Raw genomic sequence first — 19,948 nt, 5'->3', positions numbered from 1 at the left:
AAGTACATAAGTATTTTACTCAGATATTCATTTGAAGAAAATCACATTTTTCTTGTACCTTTTAGTTATAAAGAACGATCAAAAAAAACTTAAAAAAAACTTGACGAAATTGCCTTAAATTAAACACATTTCGGATTTGTGAATAACAAATTGCGTTGAAGTTCCTTAGCCATTGGCTTGGGCGAATGTGTACCGATTATTCGCCCAAAGTTATCCAATTATTTATCCACTGATTTTGTGGATAAGTCATCATGAGTTATTCACAAGGCTTTAATATGCGCCCTTATTCACTGGTATTAACAAGCGCTTTATCAAAGTGTTAAGAACCAATCCTAACGTCAAAAAACTGAGCAATGGTAAGAGAACCCATAGCCATGGATGTGCATTAGGTGTTAATTCAAAGCCCCACTTCATCAGGCTTGCGACACTTGCTTCAGCGCCAAAGCTTGCGATCACACCAGCTGTAACCGCCATCAAACCAAATTCACACCACAGGGTATTTGAAATTCGTTTCTTTGAAGCTCCCAGTGTTCGATACAATCGAATTTCTTGTTGTCGCTGTGAAAGACTCAGTCTCAGAAGTGTAAAGATAAGCATCAATCCAGCTAGTACGCCAAGGCCAGCTAAAACAGTAATTGCCCATACTATTTGGCTCAAAAGCTCCTGAATTTTAGCGCCCATTGTACTGATATCCATCACGCTAACCGTTGGGAATGAGCGAGATAACGTCGTTAAGAAAGGTTTATTTTCTTCCTCAATTCTGAAACTAACCAGATAAGTTGATGGGATACTCGCCAAAACGTCCGGTGAAAATATAAAGTAAAAGTTCGGTTTCATCTCTCGCCACTCTACGAAACGAACAGAATCGACCTTGGCTTCAACCGTTACACCATTAATCACAAAACTGAGTGTATCTCCAATCTCAAGCCCCAGCTCTGTCATGACCTCTTGTTCGACCGAAACAGAGCCTTTACCGACCCAGCTTCCTTCCAATAACTCATTATGTGCAGGAATCTGATCTGCCCACGTAAAGTTTAACTCTCGGCTGAGTGCATCTGTCTCTTCTTCAGAGCCTTTTTTACTCAATACGTAATCTTTTGCGAGCACATTATTAATCGTACTTACCCGTCCGCGTATTATTGGATATGCATCAGATCGTTCTTGGACGTTACCATCAAGAGTTTCAAGATAATCGTCAATTTCTGTAGATGCGATGTTTAAAGAAAACACATTAGGGGCGTTTTCAGGTAGTGTTTGTTGCCAGTCGCTAAGTAAATCTGTTCTTACTAACCAGATAATAGAAAGCAGCATCAGAGACAACGCCAATGCAGCAAACTGAACGCCACTCGCCACACTGGTACGATTAAGTCGGCTTACAGCAAGCTTCATTGTTGTGTTCATTGGTAACTTAGCGACAAGTCGTGTTATCAACGTACTGACTATTCCAAGTAATACAAACAGTACAACGATGCCAACCAACACCATCCACACCATTAAGTTGCCGCCGTAGACTATCAGCATTGGAATCACAGGAACTAAAAGCAATAACAACGATTTTTTACTAATAGACTTAGTAGATTCCTGTATCACGTTTAGCGCGGGAGTATTGAGTAAATGTAAAAGCGGAATACCAAGTGCAGGTACGCTGATCAGAATACATGTCACCACAGAATACAGATAAGGAGCCGATCCGTACGAAGGTAATGGATCAGGGAGTAGATCGCCCATCGGTAAACGGAGAAGTACTTCCAAGCCTATACCAATGGCAATGCCGAAGGTGATGCCAATGGCAAACAACACACCTAATTGAACCCACAGCCATCTCGCAATCCAGTTTTTGCTTGCACCAATACTCTTTAACATTGCAATAGTCTGGCGTCTGTTGGCTACATAATGTTGGCAAGTTAATACGAGCGTCGTTGCGGCCATCAATATGACTATTGCGACGGTTAGAGAAAGGTATTGCTTGGTTCGAGTAAATACGTCAGAAGTTCGGCTTTGTGTATTTTCTGTCAGCCATCTATCACTCGGAGTTAACTCTGTATCATCAACAATTTTTTGAATTGCAGCAGCGTCGCCGTTGAGAAACAGCCGGAATTGAACACGGCTACCAACCTGTAATGCGCCGGTTTTATCAATGTCGGCGGAGTTGATCATCACCGAAGGCATTTGCTGGAACGGATTAAAAGACAAACCGGGCTCTTCAGTTATGATGCCTGAAACTTTTAGGTCTGCATCCCCTATCGTGACAACGTCACCCACTTTAGTACCAAGCTGATCTTGCACACGCGGTTCTATCCATAGCTCACCAGGGCGGACAGTAGATCGAATACCTTCATCGCCAGTTAAGATCAGTTCTCCACGCAAAGGGTACTCATCTCCCACTGCTTTAACCGTCACCAATTGCATGTCTTCTTCGCTAAATGCCATTGTCGCAAATCGCGTTAGATTGGTTGTCTGTAGGTTTTGTTTGGCTACTTGATCTAGCAAATGATCAGGAATTGGATTGGCAGATACAAACACAGAGTCAGCAGTTAGAGCATCTTTTCCCTGTTTAACGATGACCTGCTCCATTCTATCGGCCAGTGCGCTAAGGGCAAAAATACAGGCAATGATCAATGTGAGTGCAGCTGAAATAGGCCAAAGTTGACCTTGTCTGATTTCTCTAATACTCCAACGAAATAGTTGTCGATTGGGCATTTTAAGCTTGGGCGTGGCAACTGGGGTTTGCACTTCTTCCATTATGCCACCTCCAAGTGACCTGCTTGCATGTGGAACGTTCTATCACAACGCTTTGCAAGTTCAGGATCATGTGTAACAAGCACTAATGTCGTACCGTGTTGCTTATTCATCTCAAACAGTCGCTCAATAATATTCGCAGCAGTATGTTGATCGAGGTTTCCCGTGGGTTCATCGGCAAACAGGATTTTCGGTTTTATCATAAAGGCCCTAGCTAAAGCCACGCGTTGTTGTTCACCACCTGAAAGCTGAGTGGGAAGATGATTCTCTCGATGGCTCAACCCTACAGACTCTAACAATGAGCGAGCTCGGTCTGTATCTTCATCTTCACCTTTTAAAAGGCAGGGTAAAGTAACATTTTCTAATGCCGTTAGACTTGGAATCAAAAGGAAGCTTTGAAAAACAAAACCGACCGTTTCGCTGCGTAGTGCGGCACGAGCTTCATCGTCGAGTTTTGATAAAGGCTTATCAAGTAGCGTAATTTCCCCTTCAGATGGCGTATCTAAACCCGCGAGCAATGTCATTAATGTCGACTTTCCTGCACCAGATGTGCCTACTATGGCGACGCTTTCGCCGCGGCTAATTTCCAAATTTACGTTTTCAAGGATTGTTAAATGTTCTTGATTAGTAGTAACTTGTTTAGAAACTGATTCAGCTCTTATAACGGATGATGGCATGTTGCGTTTCCTTTCGATCTTATTATGTGTTTTATTTTCTAACACGACGTTTAGTCAAACTTTACTTATTTTGGGCGATAGCTTGAGTGCTGGCTATCAAATGAAGGCAGAGCAAAGCTGGCCGTCTCTACTATCTCATTCGTTGAGTGAACACAATCTGAATGTCACTGTCGTGAACAGCAGCGTTTCTGGCGATACAACGGGTAATGGACTTGCCAAACTATCGGGTTTATTAGGCACACACTCCCCAGATTGGGTTTTGATAGAGCTCGGGGCTAATGATGGTTTACGTGGATTCCCACCTAAAACGATCACTAAAAACCTAAGAGAGCTGATTGAAATCAGTGAACAATCTGGCGCTAAAGCACTGCTAATGCAAATTCGTGTCCCACCCAATTATGGCATGCGCTATAGCAATATGTTTGCCGCTATTTATGAAGACCTCGCTCTAGAGTATAAAATTCCTTTGCTTCCATTCTTTTTAGAGCAAGTTATCTTAAAGCCTGAGTGGATGATGAGTGACGGTTTACACCCTAAGCCAGAAGCACAACCATGGATTTCAGGCTTTGTAGCACAAGAAATTGCACCTTTTCTAAAAAATGAAACCACAAACGAATAGTTTGCTGTTCTAGCTCAATTGAATATACCCATTATTGGTGTAAGGTTATGCGGTTACGATAATAATTAGGACCAAGACATGCAGAACAAGCCAGTGATTGAAGGTGTCGTTGCCCGCTCAGCAAACCCCGAAGGTTGTCAAGCTGCCGTAAGCAAGCAAATTGAAACGGTTAAAAAATCATTACCAATAGATACTACGCCTAAACGTGTACTAATTTTGGGCGGCTCATCCGGTTTGGGGTTAGCCGCAAGGATTGCACTGACTTTCGGTGGTGCAAAAGCAAATACCATTAGCGTTTCGCACGAACACGCACCATCGGATAATTTCACTGGAAGTGCTGGTTGGCATAACAACGTTTACTTTGAACAAGAGGCAAACAAAGAAGATCGCGTAGCGGTTAATATCGCGGGTGATGCCTTTTCTTCGGAAATTCGGGAGCAGGTTATAGAAGCGATCGAAACTTACTTTGAAGGTGAAGTCGACCTCATTATTTATAGCCTTGCTGCAGCAAAACGCCGCAAAGACAACGACAGTTTCTGGTATTCGTCAATAAAGCCACTCAATGAAGCGGTCCAAGGTGCTTCAATACTGCTAGAAGATGATTCTTGGGTTGCAAATACCGTAGAGCCTGCAAGCAATGAAGAACTCGAATCCACAGTTCGTGTGATGGGCGGTGAAGATTGGGAAAGCTGGATTGATACTCTAATTAATTCAGACTCAATCGCGACAGGGTGTAAAACCGTTGCGTTTTCCTATGTAGGCTCAGAAGTCACCCACCCAATCTATCTCGATGGAACACTGGGTCACGCTAAAGTCGATCTCCATCAGACGAGCCATTCGCTCAATATTAAACTTTCTCAATATCAAGGCGGTGCCTACGCTTGCGTTTGTAAGGCTTTGGTTACCAAAGCGAGTGTCTATATACCAACGTTTAGCCCTTATATTATTGCGCTTTACAAAGTAATGAAAGAAAAGCAAACACACGAAGGATGTATAGAGCAAATGCAGCGACTGTTTAGGGAAAAACTGTATGTAAACAAAATTCTTGTCGATCCTGAACGCCTGATCAGGCTTGATGAGTACGAGTTAGATACCGATACTCAAAGAAAGGTATCAGAGTTGCTCAATGAGATGAACGCGACCAATTTCAAGCAAGTTGGAGACTACGCAGGCTTCAAGTCCGATTTCCTAGAACTAAATGGGTACTAGAGCTTTAAGTAGGATCCTTAAAGCAGTATTCATTTCTTACAGGCCATTCCACATATTGCAACGGGAATGGCTTGTTCACTTCCTTAGCCCATGATTTACCCTAAACTCACATATAATTTGAATCAAAATGCTCAGATCTTGATCCCAAACTTCCGCTTTGTGCTGAAAGCTCAATGAAAAATTGGCGTACTGACTCTATTTTGCGACAATCCGTCATCTAATACGTTGGACCTGAATCCTGCGTCATATAATGATTGTAGTTAGGATGAAGAAAATTCGGAAACGGAAAGGATTCCATGTCAAAAATTGACGTTAGTCAGATTGAAATTCCAGCTTACATGCAAAAAAGCTGGCAACAAATCGTAAATTTGGTTGCGGAGTTATCCGACGTACCCTCTGCACTTATCATGCAAGTGCATCGGCATTCTATCGAAGTTTATAAAGCCTCAGAATCCGCCAATACTCCCTATAAAGAAGCAGAATGTGAACCTTTAGAGGACAAGCTATATTGTGAGACCGTTATTGAAGAACAACGTTCTCTCACCGTACCAAACGCATTGAAAGACCCTAAATGGGCAAATAATCCCGATGTTAAATTAGGCATGATCGCTTATCACGGAATCCCATTAAATTGGCCGAATGGTGATCCATTTGGCACCATTTGTATTCTTGATAATAAAGAGAACCATTTTTCTCCCACTATGAAGTCACTTCTCGACTCATTTCGAGAATCAGTAGAGTCGCAACTTGCCCTGATTTATCAACAGTACCAATTGGAACAAACCAATAGAGAATTACGAAACCGAGTTCAAAGCCGTACACAAGATCTAGCCAGCTTAAATTTTTCACTTGGGACGGAGATTGACCGCCGCAAAGCAGCAGAGCAAAAAGTTCTGTATCAACAATCCCATGACTTAGGCACAGGCTTTCTCAATAGGCTTGCTTTGATTGACGAGGCGCAGACATTACTTGGTCAGATGAAATCAACAGACAGCACCCTCGCCTTTGTTCATGTTGGTTTTACAAACGGACGTCGATTATTAGCAAAGCATGGTTATGAAGTGTTTGATACTGTGCTTAAAGAGTATCGAAAACGCGTTGGTTTCATCGATGTATTACATAGCATCACAGCTCGCACTTCCACTATCGACCTTGTTTTCGCGCTTGAGATTGAAGAGTCGCAACACAACCTTGAATCGCTCTGTCAACGCTTAGTGGATATAGGTCAATCGGAATTTTTTATTAATGGTCAGCCACTTCATTTACATGCATTCATTGGCGTCGCCACCTCATACGATGCAGATAACGCAAACTTAATGCTTAAGCACGCAGGTGAAGCAATGCTTGCTTGTAAAGATTCTGGTAAAAAATACGCTTTCTATGCCAATTCCAATATTACAACCCCAACTAATAACCAATTAGAAAGCTACTTGCTGCAGGCGGTGAGAAACGATGATTTAACGCTCTACTTCCAACCAAAGGTATCGCCGAGGAATGGGTATTGGTTGGGTGCAGAAGCCCTCCTTCGATGGAACCACCCAGTTTTGGGTCAAGTCTCAAACGATTCATTAATACAGCTGGCGGAAAAGAACGGCTTAATTTTTGAAGTTGGCAATTACGTATTAAGAAGTGCCATTCAACGTGCCGCTGAATGGACGAAGTACATGAAGGATTTTCGTGTCGCCATTAATGTTTCAGCGGTTCAATTGCGAGATCCAAACTTTGTCGAACAAATTGAGCAATTGCTTGATTATTATAAACTTAATCCAAAATGCTTAGAGCTGGAAGTGACAGAGACCAGCTTAATAGCCGATGAGTTTCTCGCAGGTCAAACACTTCGCAAACTTCACGGACTAGGAGTGACGTTGTCACTGGATGATTTTGGTACGGGATATTCTTCATTCAGTTATCTCAAGAAATACCCATTTGACTGCATTAAAATCGATAAAAGTTTTATCAATCAAATTTCCGGTAGTGAGCAAGATAAAGAAATCATCCGCTCTATTATTCATGTGGCTAAGAAGCTCAAGCTGAAAGTGGTAATGGAAGGTGTGGAAAGCCACGACCAGGAACAATTCATTCTTGATGAAGGCTGCGATTATGTTCAGGGATACCTATATGGCAAACCCATGAATACCCATGAGTTTGAAAATAGCCTAATCACCAAGAAATTCAATGGTCAGCGCATTGCAGCGCGACACTAAAGAACGCCACTTGGCAGTCATCTCCTTAGCCACAACCTTTCAGGTCGCATCTTTACATGGTTTGGGTATAATCCCCTCCACTCCAATCTAAATAGTGACTTCTCGAATGGATCAACTGATCGCATTACTTAAAACAATCGAAAAACAAAACTACCGCAGTTACCAGAAAATTAAAGGCAGTTACGATTTCGGAGATTTTGAATTATTCATTGATAGCACTCAAGCCGACCCATTTGCTCCTGCTTCTCGAGTGCGCGCTTTCCGCCAGTGGTCTTTAACCGGTTTAGAGTGGTTAAAAGAAACCTCACCGGCATTCCAACGCGCTGCCAGAGATTTTATTGCTCGCTCTTTCGCGCACTTCGCAGCACAAGAAAACAACGTATTTATCGCGTCGACGGGTCAAACGGTTTTGGACCACACTTCCGTTGTTTTTACCGAGCAAGGCATAGAGCTTAGATTTAAAGTTGATCTCCCAGCAGATGGACGCACAATTCTCGGCAAGAAAGCGATTAATATTCTTACGTTTTACTTACCTAAGTTTATTCGTAAAGCGACCCTACACAGGGAGCTCGACATTGACCGCCTTAAGCAACACTGCGAAATCATCGAAGATCAAGTTGCATTAAGAAAGCAACTTTCTGAACACAACCTGATGGCTTTTGTCGGTAACGGCAGCGTATTACCTCGTAAAGCGGGTAACAGTGATTTACCGATGCAAGACGCGGTTGAATTCTCCTCTCCAGAATCGCTCACCATTGAGTTAGATACGCCAAATTCCGGAAAGATAAAAGGCATGGGTATTCCAAAAGGCATCACTCTCGTTGTTGGTGGTGGTTTTCACGGAAAGTCTACCCTATTGAACGCGGTCGAACGTTCTATTTACGACCACATCCCCGGCGATGGACGTGAGTATGTTGTCGCGGATGAAAACGCAATGAAAATACGTGCCGAAGATGGTCGTTGCGTACACAACTTAAACTTATCTAATTACATTAATCACCTACCGCAAGGTCGTAGTACGGAAGAGTTTTCTACTCAAGATGCGTCTGGTTCTACTTCTCAGGCAGCTTGGCTTCAAGAGTCCATCGAATCTGGCGCAACTGGTCTACTGATTGATGAAGATACGTCGGCAACTAACTTCATGATCCGTGATGAACGCATGCAAGCGCTTGTTAGTAAAGGGGAAGAACCCATCACTCCGTTGGTGGATCGTATTGGTCAGATCCGTGATGAGCTCGAGATATCCACTTTGATCGTAATGGGTGGCTCCGGAGATTACCTAGACGTTGCCGATACCGTCATTCAAATGCACGACTACCAAGCAGTCGATGTAACTGAAAAAGCTAAAGAAGTGATCAAACTACATCCGACACAGCGCATTCAAGAAGCTACTGAGGCGCTCGCTACGTTCTCTGAACGCTCATTTAATTCAAAATCACTGCAAGGTATTTTGGCTGAAGGTAAGTTCCGTGTTGGTTCGAAAGGAAAGGCGCGTTTAAGGTTTGGTAAAGAACAAGTAGATCTACAAGCGCTTGAACAAATTGAGTCTGAAAGTCAGATTAACGCTATTGGATGGGTGTGGTTTCAATTCGCTCAACTTCCAAGCTGGTCAAAGTATCCAGCAAAAGATCTAGCAAACATGATTAAGGAAGATAATTGGTTTGATGCTATGCCAAAACACGGTGATTTGGCAAAACCACGAGTGATTGACGTCATGGCAGCATTGAATCGTATGAGGCAGTCTCAGTTTAAAGCCGCAAAGTAACCAAAGTTACTCTCACTTTAAACAGGTTACAGATAAGGAGTGTATACTCAAACAGCCTTAATCGGTCTGTTTGAGTATCACTTAGCTTGTCTTTATCGTAGCCAAAAACAAAGGAGCCATATGGCTCCTAAATTGTATCTTTATCGCATTATTTTGATATCGATACTCAACTACATCCCAGTAAGCGGGATAAAATAGACCAATGCAGACCAAGCAAAAATCCATACACACACCATTACGGTGTCTAGCCAGTCTCTACTCCACATATGGTACTCTCCCAATGCATAAAATAAGTGATGCTCATGGCTAACTCGTAGCCGGCAGTGAATCATCTCTCGCATTGATAGAAGCAAAATACAGACCAACTGTTCAATTTGTGATCAAATAAATATTGTTGGGTCAGATTGAACGAGGTCGATCAGGCAATCAGCCATAGAGTGAGTTGACACGAATCCTTGATCTTCCATCTTAAGAATAGCGTCGTAACCTTCCTTACCTTTCATAGTGTAAGCAGTTGAACAACCTCGATAAATTATTTCATCTTCGACGTTTTTCCAACCCTGAGCATGACCAATCATTAGGTTAGTAATACGGTGTCCCATTGGCGCATCCGCATCGTATTCAAAACACAGGTTATGTGTGTATGGGTAACTACCCGATCCTGTGCCAATCACGCCATTACTCAGTGCGTTATTGATGGCACCTTCAAGCATCTCTTTGAGATACTTACCTTTTATGTCGTAATAGCCCACAGGTATGGCAAACGGCAACAATTTTCCTGCCACTTCATCCACGGTAATTTTGCCGCTTGGAAGTGAATTTCTGACTCCACCAGCATTGTGAATTGCAAACTCGACATTATGGCCGTCGTTATTCATCACGGCATAGAAAGAACGACAAACTATTGGCGCTAGCTCGCTGGGGCCATCTTCATCGGGGATTCGGACGTGGCGATAAACTTTTGACGCTTCTCCAATCACTCTCGCTCTAATCTCGTTTACTTGTGGGCGATATTTGTCGTCAAGAATTGATTTCACCGCTTGATCTTTCGTACAGCGAATAACGTTCGGGTGGGTATAAATTACCGCTTGAGTTCTGTCGTACACAGAATCGTCGACAAGTTCGTCTAAGCTGGCATCCATTGCTAACCTGCGCCCAACAAGAAGTTCATTCTTTCCTTCAAACCGGGCAATTGTGCCATCTTCATTAAAATCGATTTCACAGTGCCCCATAAATTGAGCGTAACACCCAGCTTGTACAATTCTTGTGTTCTTGATTAGTAGCCCGTAGTCATCGTGCTTAGTAAGACCTATATCAGTGAAATCTCCTTGCAACACATGTGAATGACCACCAATTATCAAGCTGATCCCGTCAACATCTTCTGCCAACTGTTTATCGTCCTCATACCCTAAATGGCTTAATAGGATTATTTTATTGATCCCCGACTCGCGAATCGCATCAATCGTTTGCTCGGCAACCATCTTTGCATTCAAAAACGGGGTATCTGGATCTGGATTCGAAATGTCTGCCATTTTATCGAGAGATAAACTGAATACGGCAATTTGTTCACCGTGGGCGTCAAACGTTAACCAGCTGCCTTGTTTTTTGGCTTTGTTGTACGAATGAAGGTTTTGTTTAGTACTTAATTGATTAGGTTTATTGCACTCGGCGGATAAATCCCAATTACTCGCAATCATAGGAAAATTGATATTGTCGAGAAAATCAGCAACTGGCTCATTTCCCATATCTAATTCGTGATTCCCTACCACCATTGCGTCTGGCTCCAAGGCACTAAGCATTTCTGCATTGGCTCTTCCTTTAAACAAAGAAAAGTAAAGTGTGCCCTGAAAGCAATCACCGGCATGCAAAAACAAGAAACGGCGATCACTTTCGAGCGCTGTTTTTCTAATTTGTTGTAACCGGTTTGAAATACGAGCAAAGCCGCCAACACTGATGAAAGGGGAAACTTGCCTGCCGCTGATGTTTAAGTGAAGTTGAATGGTACTGGGTTCGAAATAAGAGTGTGTATCGTTGATGTGTGCAATCGTGATCGACGCTTTTTTATTTTGATTTTTCATTGTTTTATCTTACTGACCTTTTTGACATTCTATCATAGCCCCATGTGAATGACATATTAATGAATCATAGATAAGTTGGCGCTAAGTGTTTGTTTATTAAATACTGTGATCCTATCACCGCTTAAGCTTAACGAAATGGTATAAGCTTAAAACATAGTTCAAGAAGACCTTTTGGTATGTATGCAGTTAGAAAGAATAGAGATAGCTGGTTTTCGCGGGATTAAGCGTTTATCCCTGACGTTTGATGAGCTCACAACGCTTGTTGGGGAAAATACTTGGGGTAAATCCTCGCTCCTTGACGCACTCTCTATCGCACTACCTAGTGACTGTGTACCTTATGAATTTGTTATGCAGGATTTCCATGTTGACTACTCAATTGCAGAGCAACAGACCCAACACCTGCAAATTGTGTTGAGTTGGAAAGCCAGTTTTACTGGTGAAGAACAAGCTGGACGATATCGTAAAATAAAACCGGTATGGATAACTGATGACGAAGGCACTAAGCGAATAATATATCGATTAAGCGCCACACGAGATCTCTTTAAAATCACCACCAACTATATGTTCTTAGACGCATCTGGCAATCAACTGCATTTACACCATGCCTATAAACTTGCTCAAGAATTGATGGCTCTTCACCCAGTTATACGTTTGAAGGACGCAAGACGACAAATCACGAATAACACTCAAAATGAAATCAACTCCCGAGCAGAAAAGCGGATTGAAAATACCTCAAGACGCTTATTAGCTATGCCTGGGCATGTGAATAAAGGGGAAATGCGCAGTAGTTTAAATTCCATGCAAAACCTTGTTGAACATTATTTTAACGTCCGTGGGCAGACCCGCGGGAATCCAAGGCGACAGCGCGATAGAATTTTCTTTGGGAGTACCAGCCAAAACGACAAAAATGCGCTTATGGAGTTGGCAGATAAAACCAATAACAAACAGACGCGCTTGCTACTTATGGGTCTACTGAGTGCGTATCTACAAGCAAAAGGTCCGGCTGATTTAAGGCGTTGCGCTCGCCCCATACTGATTATTGAAGATCCGGAAGGACGTCTACACCCTACCCACTTGATACGTGCTTGGAGTATCTTTCAACTACTGCCAATGCAAAAGATCATCACAACAAATAGTGGTGACCTTCTAAGCGCTGTGCCTTTAAGTACGATTAGGCGCTTGACTCGACATTCCGACCGAACAGTTGCGCATTCAATTTCGAACAAAAAGCTAACCGCGGACGAACTACGAAAAATCGGATTCCATATACGCTTTCACCGCTCCAGTGCTTTATTTGCTCGGTGTTGGCTTTTGGTTGAAGGAGAAACGGAGGTTTGGCTTTTCAACGAATTAGCACGACTTCTGGATTACAACTTAGCCGCCGAAGGCGTGCAAATTATTGAGTTCGCGCAGTCTGGTTTGAAATCTTTAGTGAAAGTCGCGCAATCGTTCAATATTGATTGGCATGTCGTTACTGATGGCGATGCCGCTGGCAAAAAATATTCGGCATCAGTACGCAGCTTACTCAACCACGAGCAAGAGCGTCACCGCTTAACCGAGCTTCCCGACAGAGACATCGAGCATTTCCTCTACGCCAATGGGTTCGAACCCTTTTTTCGTTCCCTTGTAAAAATCCCGATGGATCATCAGATTCCAGCCAAAAAAGTCATCGCGCGTGCTCTTAAAAAATACGCTAAACCCGATTTGGCGCTCGCCATTGTCAGTTACTGCGAAGATAACGGCACGGATAAAGTCCCATTACTGATTCGTTGGACCCTAAAACGAGTGGTTTCATTAGCAAACGGTAATCGCTAGTGGGCGTCTTGCTTGGTCAGGTTTAGGTATTGGTGAAGTCGCTCTCCGCTCGCTTTCATTAAATAACCGAATACTCCCCCCAACAAGAGTGATGGCACAACGAGTTGCCAGTTACCATTTGCCGCGAAAGTTGCACAGCAACCAATGAACGTGCCCGGAATATAGCCAAACCAGCTTTTCTTAGCTTGTATACACATAAAAAATGCAACAATTGACGTGACAGCGTAACCAGTAATTTCTAAGCTCAGATAGTCTGATAAGGTGATAATTACCATCGCCCAGAATACGCCAGATAAATTAGTAAGAAGAGAAGCACCAAGACCTTTTGCACCGTCTTGTGGGGAAGCAAAGTAACTCGTACAGCCAAGAAAACCAGCCCAACTTAGTAAACCTAAAGCGACAGATAGCCAACCCCAGATACCAGAAAGAATGCCAGTTGTAAGTGCAATGGCGAATAGAACACTCATTGAAAAACCTGTATTGCAGTCAAAAAGAGATGTTATATAAACCGAGCAATATCGAATACGATCCAACTCACATTTATATATAGCGGGGAGGTGTGTATTACATAGAAATGTTAATGCAATCGATTTTATTGATGACGGCTATCATGTGAACCTATATGGAAATCGGCTTTGCGGTGTACAACACCGGCGGTAAACCACGAAGCTGCATTAGAGTTAGAAAAACGACCGCTCGGGTCGCTTTATCAATATACCCAATATAGCGTTTCCTTTTTCAACGCTAACTTACCCCGTTGCCATTGAAGTATCGTCACTACAAAAATGAAGGTTTATTCTTCATCATGCGAAGACCTTCTCTCTTAATACAATCCAGAAGTGGGTTTTCAACCATGTCTGCCCGCCAAACAAAGGACAGTGTTCTTTCCATCTTGAGTTCAGGTACATTGAGCGCGACCAATTGACCGGATTCTATGAACCGCTCAACGTCTAGATAAGGAAGACAAGTGAGGTAAGGACCGTTTGCCACCATGCTTCGCAATACAGGTACGTGTTCGTATTCACGCCATACGTCTAAATCGGCAATTAAATTGTGAATGTTACTATCAAAAACTTTTCGAGTGCCCGACCCATGCTCTCGCAGAACCCATTTCGCCTGTTCAAGTTGTGCCAGGCTGACTCTATCTCGTTGAGCAAAGGGGTGATGGGCTGCAGCTACAACGGTCAAGTGGTCTCGGCACCAAACTTCTTGATGGATTCTATTGTCGTCGCAGCGCCCTTCTATCACGCCTAAGTCGTATTTGTAATCCAACACACCTTCAATAACACTACGTGTACTTTTTACTTTGAGTGATATTCGCATCTCAGGGAAGTCGTTATCAATAATACTGATAAGGTCTGGGACTAAATGTTCCGCAGGTGTTTGACTCGCACACAAACGAATCTCACCACTTAATAAATGCTGGTCAAAAAAGCCCAGTTCTATCTGTTGTGCATCTTGTAAAAGCTTTTTTGCTTTAGGTCGAAGCCAAGTTCCCCAATGCGTCAGCATCATTCTTTTACCTTGTCTCTCAAACAAAGGACGACCGAGCATTTTTTCAAGTTGAGCTAGAGACATGCTTGTTGCGGATTGGGTTAATGAAAGATGATCTGCAGCTTGGCTAACACTTCCGGTGTCTGCTACTGCATCAAAGACTGCCAACTGTTTTAGTGAGTAACGCATAAATTTCCTTTTGAAATTCTTATCACCCCATATGACCTCAATAGAAAGTATTCAGAACTAGAGGGCACTGGGGTTTCTTCTTTTTGGTCATTTTACATGCATCTAAACTCTTATCAATAAAACTGATAAGGATCTTGAAAATTATCAATTTTTATCTGCTAACCAATCTCCCTATTCTGGATGTGAGCCATGCAATGACCGCATGAAGCCATATAGGAGAACACGCCATGAACACGAGTCTAAGGAGCAAATATGCATGCACCTAACTCTTTAAACAAACCCATAAATACTCCACCAGAAATGATGGGAGAAGCGGAAAAATACGCCCTAAACAAAACGGCTAAATCCACTAGCACAACGATTTATCTTGCCATGATGGCAGGCGCTTTCATCGGGCTGGCTTTTCTATTTTATATAACGGTGACAACGGGCAGCGAAGGCGCTGCTTGGGGGTTGAGCAGGCTAGCAGGCGGAATCGCATTCAGCCTCGGTTTAATACTCATTGTACTTGGTGGAGGCGAACTGTTTACCAGCTCGGTACTATCTGCCATTGCATTAGCGAACAAGCAAATATCAGTAAGTAAAATGCTTGCGACTTGGGGCAAGGTTTACATCGGCAATTTTCTTGGCGCGATGTTTTTACTCGGATTGGTTGCTGCCGCTGGTTTATATCAGCTCGATCACGGTCAATGGGGACTTAATGCGCTGAATATTGCTCAACACAAAGTTCACCATACACCGCTACAAGCTTTCTCTCTCGGTGTTCTTTGTAATCTTTTAGTTTGCTTGGCTATTTGGCTTTCATTTTGCGCGACTAATGCGGCAACCAAAGCAGCCATGCTCGTTCTTCCTGTTGCCATGTTTGTTAGCAGCGGGTTTGAGCATAGCGTAGCCAACATGTTTATGGTGCCACTTGGTATGGCTATTAAAGCATTCGCTTCGCCGGAGTTTTGGACTCAAGTAGGTGTTACACCAGGACATTACGCCGATTTGAATTGGGCTCAATTCATCACTGCAAACCTAATTCCCGTCACTCTTGGCAACATTGTCGGAGGAGCGGTACTTGTCGGGCTTACAAATTGGTCTATTTACACAAGACCACAGCTAAAAGCCGCCCAAATTCATCCCATTACAACAACACAAACAACGTCTTCGCTTAAGGATTCCACTATGAACAGTAACGTAACAGTAAAAGAACTCATTACCCTTCCTTCTATTTCGCTTCCAGCGGATATGCCAACAGCAGACGCTGTCGATATACTGCTTGATTCTGGTCTTCAAGGCGCTGCTGTTACTGATAAAAATGAAAGGCTCGTAGGCTATTTTTCAATACACGATGTATTGGTTGATTTATGGTGCCAAGACTACATTCCAGCGAAAGATCAAAAGGTTGTGGATTTGATGACGAGAGACGTACTCGCATTAGACGCAAGTGATTCGCTTATTAACGTAGCAGAGTACGTTTGTATTGATAAAAATCAGCTTTATCCGACGACGAGTATGGGTATTGCTACCAGCTTCAGCAGTCTTTCATTGGAAGAGCGTGCAAAAGCGATGAAAGTGAACAAGCCTAAGTGCTACCCTATTCTTGAAGGCGATAAATTCATAGGTACCGTTACACGGATGGACGTCATGCAAGCTCTTAGAACGGTTTACGGTGAGCGAGAGGAAACGCAAGAATCACGCTTAGAAATTGCTTAAATTATGATCCGCTCAGAAAGAAATATAGAAAGATACACCTAAAACAATGCCCCCATTAGCAACTAATCTAATGGGGGCATAAATTTTATTCGAAGCGATTTAATTACTTACGAATGCCTTCAACATGAAGTTCTAGGTCTACGTAGCTAGACGCACCCATTACCGCGATGTCGAAATCTTTAAGCTCTAGGCGAGTTGTACCAACAAAACCTGCACGGTAACCGCCCCACGGGTCTTTACCTTCTCCAATGAAGTCAGCATCGATAGTGATTGGATTTGTTACACCATGAAGTGTCAATTCACCTTCAATCGCCATTTTGCCGTTGCCTTTATCCGTCACTTTCGTGCTTTTGAAAGACGCTTGAGAAAACTTACCAGTGTTAATAAAATCAGAGCTACGTAAATGCTTATCGCGCTCCGCGTGGTTTGAATCTAAGCTTGTAGTGTCGATCACAACGTTAACTTTAGACGCAGAAACGTTGTTTGCATCGTATGAAAAATCACCGCTGAAAGTGTTAAAGCGACCTTGGATAAAGCTGTAACCAAGATGCGGAACTTTGAAGTTTACGGAGGCGTGTGCGCCTTTAGTATCAATATTGTAATCCGCTGCGCTTGCACCGAATGGCAAAGCCATTGCTAAAGCTAGCCCTGTGACGAAAATCGATTTTTTCATTTTGAAACTCCTATCATTTTGCGTAGCGTGTCATCTTTGTCGATGAAGTGATGTTTAAGTGCAGCCGCAGCGTGAATTGCCACCAATCCTATTAAAGCGAAAGCCGCGTAATAATGGATCGTTCCTGCAATGTCAGGTTGATTGGCAAATAATTCCCCCATCGAGGGTACAACGAACCAATCGAATACTTCTATCCCACGACCATCTGCCGTTGAGATCAAATAGCCTGATGTAAACAATGTAAACAACAATAAGTACATCGCAATATGAGCTAACTTCGCCGCCAAAACCTCGTATGCTTTGCCTTCAATAGAAGGGTGAGCACTCAAATGTTTCCAAACCAAGCGAAACAGCGTTACCAAAGCCAAAATCAAACCAATTGATTTGTGCCAATACGGTGCCGTTTTATACCACTCACTATAGTAAGTTAGGTCAACCATCCATAAACCAACACCAAACAGTCCAAAGACTGAAAGTGCAGAAACCCAGTGTACGACTCTTGCAGTAAGCGAATAGTTTTTTGGAATGTTGCTCATTATGTTACTCATTATCATTATTTACCCAACTGTGTGGGTTATGTTTGCATTTGTGTTACCCAACCTTGGTTAGGTGCAACGAAGTATTTACCAAAAAGCACTTATCAAAAAGTAGTACAAACTGATTGACTCATTCGAAAAATTTGAACAATTTGAGGTGAACTATTAGAAATGAAGATGGTCGACAAAAAATTTACAGTGTAAAAACACGAAACGATCCAGCTTTTAATTATTATTTTTCAATGCCATACAACTCTTCATCGATATCTGCAACTTTCCTTTCAATAACAGTCCTTGCATCGGTTAATGCTTGGTTATAAATCGCTGGTCCAGCTTTACTAATGAAAAAATCGAGTAAAAACTCTGCTTCAAATTGCCCTGCCTCGGTATCCAGCTCGTTTAGTAAATACTCTTGAAGCTCTTCTACGAGTTCGTTCTTCTTCTTTCTTTCAATCTTTATCTCTGACATAGCCGTATGAGTTCTCGGTGGTTGTGCAATGAAAGTTTTTATTACCTTAAAGGGTCTAAAGTATTAGTACCCTCATATCTAACAGTATTGGGTAGATACGCAACGAATTGTACCAAAATCAGGAGTTTCTTATGCTAATCCGGATCGCAAAATCATGGCAGTTAAAAGACAATGACATTACATCTGAAACTGTCTATGACGATCGCCGCCAAGTCCTAAAGAAACTAGGGATTCTTGCTGCCACAGCACCAATAGCTGGGACAGCTAATGCTGGTATTTTTGATGTATTTAAGTCAAAAGAGGCGGAAGCCATTGTCGATCCCCGCAAACCTCTGAAGTCTGTACCATCAAAATACAAAAATCGTACGCTTACGCTCACCCCTGAAGAAAAAATTCTGACTTACAACAACTTTTATGAATTTGGTACTGCAAAACACCAGCCAGCAGAAAATGCCAGAGGATTCAAGACCGATCCTTGGCAAATAGAAATCGGTGGTGAAGTTCATGAACCTTACACCATCGATTTTGCTGATATCTTAAATCAGTTTGCAATCGAAGATCGGTATTACCGGTTTCGTTGTGTTGAAGCTTGGTCGATGAACGTTCCATGGCTTGGTTTTCCGATTAGCAAGTTAATTGAAAAAGCGAAACCAAAGGGGAATGCAAAATACGTCGCTTTCCAAACACTTTACGACCCTGAAAGAATGCCTGGTCAAAAGTCCAGACGCGTCGGAGGGGGAATTAACTACCCTTACGTTGAAGGCTTAACAATTCAAGAAGCGATGCACCCATTGGCTATTATGTCTGTTGGACTTTATGGCAAAACCCTTGCGCCTCAAAACGGCGCGCCGCTGCGTCTAATGGTGCCTTGGAAGTACGGTTTTAAGAGTATTAAATCTATTGTAAAAATCGTATTAACCGAGCATCAACCCCCAACAACATGGAATCAACTCGCAGCCCATGAATATGGCTTTTATGCCAATGTAAATCCACAAGTGGACCACCCTCGTTGGAGCCAAGCGTCAGAAAGGTTCATTGGCGAAGGCACTATTTTTAGTTCTTCAAGGCAGGATACGTTGATGTTCAATGGTTATGAGGATGAAGTAGCCAAACTCTATACTGGTCTCGACTTGAACAGGAATTATTAATGACACTGAGCAACACACACATCATTGTGACCAAAGCACTCATTCATGTTGTTCAGTGGTTTTCACTCCTTTGGTTGTTCATGGCTGCAACCAATGGACACCTTGGTGCAGAACCAGTAGATGAAATCATTCATTTTACAGGTAAGGCTGCACTGAATACCTTAATTGCCACCATGCTTATTACCCCTCTTGTTCGATGGTTAAAAATCGGGCAGCTAATCAGAACAAGGCGTTTACTTGGTTTATTTGTCTTTATGTGGGCCGCTTTGCATCTTTTAGCTTATGTTTCGTTGGATCTCGGCTACCAATGGCTTTTGATACTCGATGAAATCATAACTCGCCCATACCTCATAATTGGGGCACTTAGCTGGATTATCCTTTTGCTTCTTACAGTTACATCAACGAAACAAGCGCAAAGAAAGTTAAAAAAAAGGTGGCAAGCTTTGCATAATTGGGTCTATATCGCAGTCTTGCTTATACCAATCCATTATCTTTGGTCTGTTAAATCTGTAGGTATAGAACCCGTTTTATATCTAACATCTTCATTTTTACTACTATTATTTAGAAAAGATAAAGTAAAACGTTGGTTAGTAAAGTAAGGAGTCTTTGAGTTCTCCTTGCACTAGGAGAGC

The 19,948-nt window shown here is 42.6% G+C and carries 16 protein-coding genes; 8 read left to right on the top strand and 8 right to left on the bottom strand.

Going from position 1 to position 19,948, the window contains the following annotated elements; all coding sequences use genetic code 11:
* Positions 1-270: 270 nt before the first annotated feature.
* The gene (locus Q8W40_RS09075) at positions 271-2,742 is read right to left on the bottom strand and encodes an ABC transporter permease (RefSeq protein ID WP_305396855.1); all 2,472 of its coding nucleotides are present in this window, start codon (positions 2,740-2,742) and stop codon (positions 271-273) included.
* The gene (locus tag Q8W40_RS09070; protein ID WP_305396854.1) at positions 2,742-3,416 is read right to left on the bottom strand and encodes an ABC transporter ATP-binding protein; all 675 of its coding nucleotides are present in this window, start codon (positions 3,414-3,416) and stop codon (positions 2,742-2,744) included. The genes Q8W40_RS09075 and Q8W40_RS09070 overlap by 1 nt, the downstream gene beginning before the upstream one ends.
* Between Q8W40_RS09070 and Q8W40_RS09065 the strand changes: the two genes are divergently transcribed.
* From Q8W40_RS09065 to Q8W40_RS09050, 4 genes are all read left to right on the top strand, one after another.
* Entirely contained in the window at positions 3,415-4,035 is a 621-nt protein-coding gene (locus tag Q8W40_RS09065) for an arylesterase (RefSeq protein WP_305396853.1), read from the top strand. The genes Q8W40_RS09070 and Q8W40_RS09065 overlap by 2 nt on opposite strands.
* Before the next feature lie 78 nt (positions 4,036-4,113).
* A complete protein-coding gene (gene fabV / locus Q8W40_RS09060; protein ID WP_305396852.1) occupies positions 4,114-5,244 on the top strand; it encodes an enoyl-ACP reductase FabV in 1,131 nt (376 codons plus the stop codon).
* A gap of 296 nt (positions 5,245-5,540) precedes the next feature.
* Positions 5,541-7,448 (top strand): bifunctional diguanylate cyclase/phosphodiesterase, encoded by a 1,908-nt coding sequence (locus tag Q8W40_RS09055; RefSeq protein WP_305396851.1) that lies wholly within the window; start codon positions 5,541-5,543, stop codon positions 7,446-7,448.
* 106 nt (positions 7,449-7,554) lie between these two features.
* Positions 7,555-9,213 (top strand): ABC-ATPase domain-containing protein, encoded by a 1,659-nt coding sequence (locus tag Q8W40_RS09050; protein ID WP_305396850.1) that lies wholly within the window; start codon positions 7,555-7,557, stop codon positions 9,211-9,213.
* Positions 9,214-9,593: 380 nt separating this feature from the next.
* Here Q8W40_RS09050 and Q8W40_RS09045 read toward each other — a convergent pair whose 3' ends face one another.
* Positions 9,594-11,291 carry a bifunctional metallophosphatase/5'-nucleotidase gene (locus Q8W40_RS09045; protein ID WP_305396849.1) on the bottom strand — a complete coding sequence of 566 codons (1,698 nt, stop codon included), beginning with the start codon at positions 11,289-11,291 and terminating at the stop codon, positions 9,594-9,596.
* A gap of 180 nt (positions 11,292-11,471) precedes the next feature.
* Here Q8W40_RS09045 and Q8W40_RS09040 point away from each other — a divergent pair, with 180 nt between their 5' ends.
* Positions 11,472-13,106 (top strand): ATP-dependent endonuclease, encoded by a 1,635-nt coding sequence (locus tag Q8W40_RS09040; protein WP_305396848.1) that lies wholly within the window; start codon positions 11,472-11,474, stop codon positions 13,104-13,106.
* On the opposite strand, the gene Q8W40_RS09035 is transcribed toward Q8W40_RS09040, so the two are convergent.
* Together Q8W40_RS09035 and Q8W40_RS09030 are read right to left on the bottom strand one after the other, a co-directional pair.
* Positions 13,103-13,573, bottom strand: a complete 471-nt coding sequence (locus Q8W40_RS09035; RefSeq protein WP_305396847.1) for a DUF1097 domain-containing protein — start codon at positions 13,571-13,573, stop codon at positions 13,103-13,105. The genes Q8W40_RS09040 and Q8W40_RS09035 overlap by 4 nt on opposite strands.
* A gap of 310 nt (positions 13,574-13,883) precedes the next feature.
* Positions 13,884-14,789 carry a LysR substrate-binding domain-containing protein gene (locus tag Q8W40_RS09030; RefSeq protein ID WP_305396846.1) on the bottom strand — a complete coding sequence of 302 codons (906 nt, stop codon included), beginning with the start codon at positions 14,787-14,789 and terminating at the stop codon, positions 13,884-13,886.
* A 252-nt stretch (positions 14,790-15,041) separates the two neighbouring features.
* On the opposite strand from Q8W40_RS09030, the gene focA reads away from it, so the two are divergent.
* The gene (gene focA, locus Q8W40_RS09025; RefSeq protein WP_305396845.1) at positions 15,042-16,490 is read left to right on the top strand and encodes a formate transporter FocA; all 1,449 of its coding nucleotides are present in this window, start codon (positions 15,042-15,044) and stop codon (positions 16,488-16,490) included.
* A gap of 103 nt (positions 16,491-16,593) precedes the next feature.
* Here focA and Q8W40_RS09020 read toward each other — a convergent pair whose 3' ends face one another.
* From Q8W40_RS09020 to Q8W40_RS09010, 3 genes are all read right to left on the bottom strand, one after another.
* Complete coding sequence (locus Q8W40_RS09020) at positions 16,594-17,163, bottom strand: YceI family protein (protein WP_305396844.1); 570 nt, start codon at positions 17,161-17,163, stop codon at positions 16,594-16,596.
* Positions 17,160-17,699 (bottom strand): cytochrome b, encoded by a 540-nt coding sequence (locus Q8W40_RS09015; protein WP_101115018.1) that lies wholly within the window; start codon positions 17,697-17,699, stop codon positions 17,160-17,162. Before Q8W40_RS09015 ends, Q8W40_RS09020 begins: the two co-directional genes overlap by 4 nt.
* Before the next feature lie 232 nt (positions 17,700-17,931).
* Positions 17,932-18,168, bottom strand: coding sequence for a DUF2164 domain-containing protein (locus tag Q8W40_RS09010; protein ID WP_305396843.1), 237 nt, complete (start codon positions 18,166-18,168; stop codon positions 17,932-17,934).
* A 131-nt stretch (positions 18,169-18,299) separates the two neighbouring features.
* On the opposite strand from Q8W40_RS09010, the gene msrP reads away from it, so the two are divergent.
* Together msrP and msrQ are read left to right on the top strand one after the other, a co-directional pair.
* Positions 18,300-19,316, top strand: a complete 1,017-nt coding sequence (gene msrP, locus Q8W40_RS09005) for a protein-methionine-sulfoxide reductase catalytic subunit MsrP (RefSeq protein ID WP_305396842.1) — start codon at positions 18,300-18,302, stop codon at positions 19,314-19,316.
* The gene (msrQ, locus tag Q8W40_RS09000) at positions 19,316-19,915 is read left to right on the top strand and encodes a protein-methionine-sulfoxide reductase heme-binding subunit MsrQ (RefSeq protein ID WP_305396841.1); all 600 of its coding nucleotides are present in this window, start codon (positions 19,316-19,318) and stop codon (positions 19,913-19,915) included. The genes msrP and msrQ overlap by 1 nt, the downstream gene beginning before the upstream one ends.
* The last annotated feature ends 33 nt before the right edge of the window (positions 19,916-19,948 follow it).

The sequence above is a fragment of the Vibrio penaeicida genome (assembly GCF_030689305.1).
Taxonomy (GTDB): Bacteria; Pseudomonadota; Gammaproteobacteria; order Enterobacterales; family Vibrionaceae; genus Vibrio; species Vibrio penaeicida_B.
The sequence above is the reverse complement of the archived record's forward strand: the minus strand, read 5'-3'. Positions and strand labels throughout refer to the sequence as shown.

Bases quoted from the DNA above. Each gene is read 5' to 3' on its own strand.
- Q8W40_RS09075 (WP_305396855.1), bottom strand. From the start codon at position 2,742: ATGGAAGAAGTGCAAACCCCAGTTGCCACGCCCAAGCTTAAAATGCCC.
- Q8W40_RS09065 (WP_305396853.1), top strand. From the start codon at position 3,415: ATGTTGCGTTTCCTTTCGATCTTATTATGTGTTTTATTTTCTAACACG.
- Q8W40_RS09070 (WP_305396854.1), bottom strand. From the start codon at position 3,416: ATGCCATCATCCGTTATAAGAGCTGAATCAGTTTCTAAACAAGTTACT.
- fabV (WP_305396852.1), top strand. From the start codon at position 4,114: ATGCAGAACAAGCCAGTGATTGAAGGTGTCGTTGCCCGCTCAGCAAAC.
- Q8W40_RS09055 (WP_305396851.1), top strand. From the start codon at position 5,541: ATGTCAAAAATTGACGTTAGTCAGATTGAAATTCCAGCTTACATGCAA.
- Q8W40_RS09050 (WP_305396850.1), top strand. From the start codon at position 7,555: ATGGATCAACTGATCGCATTACTTAAAACAATCGAAAAACAAAACTAC.
- Q8W40_RS09045 (WP_305396849.1), bottom strand. From the start codon at position 11,291: ATGAAAAATCAAAATAAAAAAGCGTCGATCACGATTGCACACATCAAC.
- Q8W40_RS09040 (WP_305396848.1), top strand. From the start codon at position 11,472: ATGCAGTTAGAAAGAATAGAGATAGCTGGTTTTCGCGGGATTAAGCGT.
- Q8W40_RS09035 (WP_305396847.1), bottom strand. From the start codon at position 13,573: ATGAGTGTTCTATTCGCCATTGCACTTACAACTGGCATTCTTTCTGGT.
- Q8W40_RS09030 (WP_305396846.1), bottom strand. From the start codon at position 14,789: ATGCGTTACTCACTAAAACAGTTGGCAGTCTTTGATGCAGTAGCAGAC.
- focA (WP_305396845.1), top strand. From the start codon at position 15,042: ATGCATGCACCTAACTCTTTAAACAAACCCATAAATACTCCACCAGAA.
- Q8W40_RS09020 (WP_305396844.1), bottom strand. From the start codon at position 17,163: ATGAAAAAATCGATTTTCGTCACAGGGCTAGCTTTAGCAATGGCTTTG.
- Q8W40_RS09015 (WP_101115018.1), bottom strand. From the start codon at position 17,699: ATGAGCAACATTCCAAAAAACTATTCGCTTACTGCAAGAGTCGTACAC.
- Q8W40_RS09010 (WP_305396843.1), bottom strand. From the start codon at position 18,168: ATGTCAGAGATAAAGATTGAAAGAAAGAAGAAGAACGAACTCGTAGAA.
- msrP (WP_305396842.1), top strand. From the start codon at position 18,300: ATGCTAATCCGGATCGCAAAATCATGGCAGTTAAAAGACAATGACATT.
- msrQ (WP_305396841.1), top strand. From the start codon at position 19,316: ATGACACTGAGCAACACACACATCATTGTGACCAAAGCACTCATTCAT.